The organism is Microbacterium umsixpiens, assembly GCF_053543675.1.
The window spans coordinates 1-5,497 of the sequence record NZ_JBLVOH010000233.1 but is presented as its reverse complement, the minus strand read 5'-3'; the positions used below and the strand labels follow the sequence as shown (position 1 = coordinate 5,497).

Sequence of the window (5,497 nt, the reverse complement as noted above, 5' to 3'; positions counted from 1 at the left end):
TCGGGCAGCCCCGGCGAGGCGAACGAGATCGTGGCGCGGCCGCTCAGCACGACGAAAACCTCGTCGGCCTCGGTATCGGTCGCGGTGCCCGGGGTCATCTCCCACACGCCGATCTCGACCCCGCCGATCGTCGCCAGCTCGTGCACGGCGGTCGTCGGGGTGCCGGCGAGCACCTCCTCAGCGGGCAACGGCTCGTGCGCGAGCGCGAGACCACGAGCATCCATCCCCGTCCCCGCCGCGAGAGCGTTCACGAGTCGAAGCCCATGCCGACGGCGTCGAGCGTCTTGAGGAAGAGGTTGCGCTTGCCCTCGTTGTGGTCCGCCCGGTTCATGGCTGCGCGCACCAGGTTCACGCCGATCGACGCGGCGGGCTCCGGCGGGAACGGGATCGGCTTCTCGCGCACCATCCGCAGCTCGGTGCGTTCGGTCTCTGCGCCCGACAGCGTGTCGAGCATGACGTCTGCCGCGAAGCGCGCAGCACCGACGCCCAGTCCGGTGAAGCCGGTCGCATAGGTGACGCGGCCCTTGCGGGCGGTACCGAAGAACGCGCAGAAACGGCTCGACGAGTCGATCGCCCCGGCCCAGCGGTGGGTGAAGCGCAGGCCCTCCAACTGCGGGAAGGTCGTGAAGAAGTGCGAGGCGAGCTTGCGGTGGCTCTCAATGCGGTCCTCGTACTCGGGGCGCACCTTGCCGCCGTAGTGGTAGACCGCGTCGTAGCCGCCGAACAGGATGCGGTTGTCGGCGGTGAGCCGGTAGTAGTGGAACTGGTTCGCGCTGTCGGCGAGGCCCTGGCGGTTCGACCAGCCGATCGACGCGAGCTGTTCGGCGGAGAGCGGCTCGGTCATCAGCACGTAGTCGTAGACCGGCACGGTCATCAGGCGGTTGCGCTTGAGGAGCGAGGGGAACACGTTGGTGGCGAGGGCCACGGCATCCGCCACGACCCGACCGTTCGGCGTGACCAGCGTGATCGGACCGGAGCCGTCGCCTTCGATGGCGCGCACGATGCTGTGCTCGTAGATCTCGACGCCGAGGTCTGCGGCGACGCGTGCCAGCTCGACGCCCAGCTTGGCCGGGTGCACCAGGGCAGAGCCCTCGCGGTCCCAGGCTCCGGCGAGGAACGTCTCGGAGTGCACCTCCGCCTGCACGGCTTCGCGGTCGAGGAAGCCCGGTTCGTCCCGGAGCCACTCGACCTGATGCGGCTCCACCGCCACGGCCAGCTGACCGGTGCGCTCGAACTCCGCGTCCATGCCGTAGCGTGCGACGGTCTGCTCGATGCCGTCGAGGTTCTCGTGGCCCAGCTCCTCGAGCCGGTCGATCTCCTCGGGCCAGCGGGTGACCCCGTTCTCGTGACCGTGGGTGAGGCTTGACTCGCAGAAGCCGCCGTTGCGACCGGATGCCGCCCACGCGATCCGCGACGCCTCCAGGAGGACGACGCGGCGCTCGGGGTCGCGCTCTTTGGCGCGCACGGCCGTCCACAGTCCGGCGTAGCCGCCGCCGACGATCGCGAGGTCGGCGCGGACCGTGCCGTTCAGGCGCGGATGAGTCGGTCGATCGACATCATCGAGCCAGAACACGCGGAGCGCGGTGTCGCGCAGGGAGTCGTCGACGACCCGCTGCGGCGGCCGACGGCGTTCGAAGACGGTGGTTCCCATGATCACTCCGATGCGTCAGGGGTGCGCCTCAGCGCGTTCCCCAGTTGTAGAGGTCTTTGTACAGGCCCGCGTAGAGCAGGCTCTCGGTGTGGACGATGCCCGGGATGGTGCGGATGCGGGTGGCGATGAGGGTGATCAGGTGCTCGTCGTCCTCGCACACGGCCTCGACGAGGATGTCGAACGTCCCGAGCGTGACGACGACGTAGGCCAGCTCGGGGATCGTGGTGAGCTCTTCGGCGATCGCGCGGGGGTCGCCGGAGACGCGGATGCCGATCATCGACATGCGGTGGAAGCCGAGCTGCATCGGGTCGGTGACCGCGACGATCTGGATGATGCCGGCCTCGGTCATCCGCTGCACACGCTGGCGAGCAGCCGCCTCGCTGAGCCCGACCTCACGCGCGATCTCGGCGTACGGTCGGCGGCCGTCCTCCTGCAGGAGTTCGACGATGCGCTTCGAGATGTCGTCCAGTGCAGGCTGGGCAGGCTTGGGGCTCATCTATCGATATTGACAGTCAACACCTGATTCTGCAACTGATTCAGTCGCTGTGCGCGGGCGATATCTTCCGATTCCGCAGGCTGCGCGCTACCATGACGGCATGTCCCGCACCCTTCTGAAGAACTCCGCGCCGTTGCAGAACTTCATCGGCGGTCGCTACGTGCCCGCGTCCGGGACGGAACGGATGCCGCTCCTCGATCCTGTCACCGAAGCCGCCTACGGCGAACTGCCGATCTCCGACGGTGCCGACGTCGACGACGCCTATGCCGCGGCATCCGCGGCCTTCCCGCTCTGGCGTGACACGACGCCCGCCGATCGGCAGCTGGCGCTGTTCCGCATCGCCGATGAGATGGAGTCGCGGGCCGAGGAGTTCGCCGACCTGGAATCGCAGGACACCGGCAAGCCGCGCGCCAGCCTCGTCGCCGACGAGATCATGCAGTCGGTCGATCAGCTGCGTTTCTTCGCCGGTGCCGCCCGCAGTCTCGAAGGCCGGGCCGCCGGGGAGTACCTCGCCGGACATACCTCCTTCGTGCGTCGGGAGCCGATCGGCGTGATCGGTCAGGTGACGCCGTGGAACTATCCGCTGAACATGGCCGTCTGGAAGATCGCGCCTGCGCTCGCCGCCGGGAACACGGTCGTGCTCAAGCCCGCGGAGTCGACGCCGTTGACCACGCTTCTGCTCGCCGAGATCGTCGCGCTGCATACCCCGGCCGGCACTCTGAACGTCGTGCTGGGCGATCGCGACACGGGTGTGGCGCTGGTCGAGCATCCGACCCCGCAGATGGTCGCGATCACCGGTTCGGTACGGGCGGGCATGGCGGTGGCGCGCTCGGCGGCGAACGACGTGAAGCGCGTGCACCTGGAACTCGGTGGCAAGGCGCCCGCGATCGTGTTCGCGGATGCCGTGCTCGAGAAGGCTGTCGACGGGATCATCACCGGGGCCTTCTTCAACGGCGGCCAGGACTGCACGGCGGCCACTCGGGTGCTGGTGCACGAGTCGCAGCACGACGAGCTCGTCGCGGCGCTCGTGGCCAGGGCGAAGACGCACGCGCGCACCGGCGGACCGCACGAGGAGGGGGTGCTGTACGGCCCGCTGAGCAGCGCGGCGCAGCTCGCTCAGGTGCAGGGCTTCATCGACCGCCTGCCGGCGCATGCGACCGTCGAGACCGGCGGACGCCGCCAGGGAGACCGGGGCTACTTCTGGGAGGCCACGATCGTGTCGGGCGTGCGGCAGGACGACGAGGTCGTGCAGGGCGAGATCTTCGGTCCGGTGCTGACCGTGCAGGCGTTCGGATCCGACGACGAGGCGCTGGAGATGGCGAACGACGTGCCCTATGCGCTCGCCGCGTCGGTATGGACGACGGATCATGCCAGGGCGATGCGGTTCTCGCGCGACCTCGACTTCGGCTGCGTGTGGATCAACACGCACATCCCGTTCGTGTCGGACATGCCCCACGGCGGGTTCAAGCACTCCGGATACGGCAAGGACCTCTCGCAGTACGGCTTCGATGACTACACCCGCATCAAGCACGTGATGAGCGCGCTCGACTGAGTGGCAGCGGCCGCAGAGCCCGCGCAACGCGCCGACGGTTCGAGTGTGAGGGTCAGCTCACGTGCGTCTGGAGCCAGGGCATGGGGTCGATGGCGACGGTGTTGATGTGGACCTCGAAGTGCAGGCAGGAGCCGAACACGTAGCCGGTCGATCCGACGTCGCCGATGTACTGACCTTCGTCGACACAGTCGCCGACCTCGACCGCACGGGTTCCGTAGTTCAGGTGCGAGTAGACGGTGCTCACGGCCTGTCCGTCGACGATGCTCTCGATCTGAATCGTCACGCCGTAGCCCTGGTAGCTCTCGGTGGAGCGGGAGACGCAGCCCTTCATGGCGGCGTTGATCGGCGTGCCGACGCCGGCAGCGAAGTCCTGGCCGAGGTGAGACCGGCCCGGGCGGGAAGCGCCGAAGCCATCGGTGAACGAGTAGGTCCCGTCTGCCATCGGCATGACGATGCGATCGGCGATGGGGATGTCGACCGCGCTTCCGAGCGGCATGCCGGCAGCGAGTGCGGCCGCGACGGCACGGGAGCGCGTCTCTTCGACCTCTTCGGGCGTCGTCGCCGAGAAGGTCCCGCGCGGAGCGATCTCGGCACGGATCTCGTCCGAGGACGAGGAGGACGCCGACGTGGGCGTGTAGGACTGCGCGGCATCGGCAGCGGCCGCAGTGGTGAGGCTGGTGGTGGCGCCGGCGACGACTCCTTCGCTCCCGGTGGCGAGTGCGGGCAGTGCGGCGCCGGTGACCATCACGCCGATCGCGAATGTGGCGCCGAGCGCCTTGGCCTTCGCCCACGGACGCTTCGCGCGGCGGGGACGGACCGGAGACGATGCGGGCTTTCGCGCGAGACGCCCTCGCGGGCTCCGCGGGCGGCCGGGCGTGCCGGTGGCCTTCGGGTGCGACGGGCGTGGGGTGTCCGTGGCGGCGCTGCTCGCGCCGACGGGAGACTGCGTGTCTGTGGGTGTGCTCGCGTCGACGGGAGACTGCGCGTCTGTGGCGGTGCTCGCGTCGACGGGAGACTGCGTCTCGGTGGCGGTCGCGGTCGCGGTGGCGGTGCTCGCGTCGACGGGAGACTGCGTCGCGGTGGATGCGTCGGCCGTGCGGGGAGGCTGTGCGTTCGAGGGCGCGTCCGCCGCGCGGGGAGCTTCAGGAGTCGTGGGGGCGGAGTTCCGCCGATCGCGCCGCAGCAGCGGGCGGGGTGCGACTGGTGCTTCTTCGGGGGCTTCCGGGGCGTCGTGAGCGCGCTCGGGTGGCAGGGAGTTCGTGACGGAGTCCTTCCGGAGGGCAGATGTACGCGGCGGTCGATCCCCCCGGATGCCACCGTTACCGATCTGTAATTTAGTTGGCGAACCTGTGAGCGTCAAATCGAAGAGCGGATGCTCGACGTCATTTCGACGACGGATGCTCGGTCTCCAGCGACATCGGTGTGTGCGGTGTCGACGTGGATACTCACACTCTGCCCTGGTGGGGGCGTCTGCGTGCGTCGCAGTGCGGCGTGCTCTAGCCGGTGTGGTCAAGTGTTGCGTCGGTGTTTCTGTGGAGGGCGTGTCGGTGTTTCGCGTGTTTCGGAATATTGCTCTGAACTGGGGTTGTCGGGGTCTGAATGTCGGTGGTCCCGGGTTGACTGGGGGGTATGAACAACCCCGCGGAGGTGCTCGGCCAGGTCGTCGCTGACCTGGATGCGGTGCTGCGCTCTGACGTGATCGCCCGGCTCGGTGACGACGAGAAGATGGGGTTGTTGCGGGTCGCGGGTGAGGTGCAGCGGCGGGTGGGGGCGGTGGTCGTGGAGGCGGTCGCGTCGG

5 protein-coding genes are annotated in these 5,497 nt (G+C 68.8%); 1 reads left to right on the top strand and 4 read right to left on the bottom strand.

Going from position 1 to position 5,497, the window contains the following annotated elements:
* The 3 genes from ACNPM4_RS19635 to ACNPM4_RS19625 all read right to left on the bottom strand — a co-directional run.
* Positions 1-251: cupin domain-containing protein (locus tag ACNPM4_RS19635; protein ID WP_448986882.1), on the bottom strand; the 251-nt coding region annotated here is incomplete at its 3' end.
* Positions 248-1,651: an NAD(P)/FAD-dependent oxidoreductase gene (locus ACNPM4_RS19630; RefSeq protein ID WP_448986881.1), complete on the bottom strand. Its 1,404-nt coding sequence runs from the start codon at positions 1,649-1,651 to the stop codon at positions 248-250. The genes ACNPM4_RS19635 and ACNPM4_RS19630, both read right to left, overlap by 4 nt.
* A 28-nt stretch (positions 1,652-1,679) precedes the next feature.
* The gene (locus ACNPM4_RS19625; RefSeq protein ID WP_029262144.1) at positions 1,680-2,147 is read right to left on the bottom strand and encodes an Lrp/AsnC family transcriptional regulator; all 468 of its coding nucleotides are present in this window, start codon (positions 2,145-2,147) and stop codon (positions 1,680-1,682) included.
* Positions 2,148-2,247: 100 nt separating this feature from the next.
* On the opposite strand from ACNPM4_RS19625, the gene ACNPM4_RS19620 reads away from it, so the two are divergent.
* Positions 2,248-3,699, top strand: a complete 1,452-nt coding sequence (locus ACNPM4_RS19620) for a gamma-aminobutyraldehyde dehydrogenase (protein ID WP_448986880.1) — start codon at positions 2,248-2,250, stop codon at positions 3,697-3,699.
* 52 nt (positions 3,700-3,751) lie between these two features.
* On the opposite strand, the gene ACNPM4_RS19615 is transcribed toward ACNPM4_RS19620, so the two are convergent.
* Positions 3,752-4,444, bottom strand: a complete 693-nt coding sequence (locus ACNPM4_RS19615; protein WP_448986883.1) for a M23 family metallopeptidase — start codon at positions 4,442-4,444, stop codon at positions 3,752-3,754.
* Positions 4,445-5,497 lie beyond the last annotated feature (1,053 nt).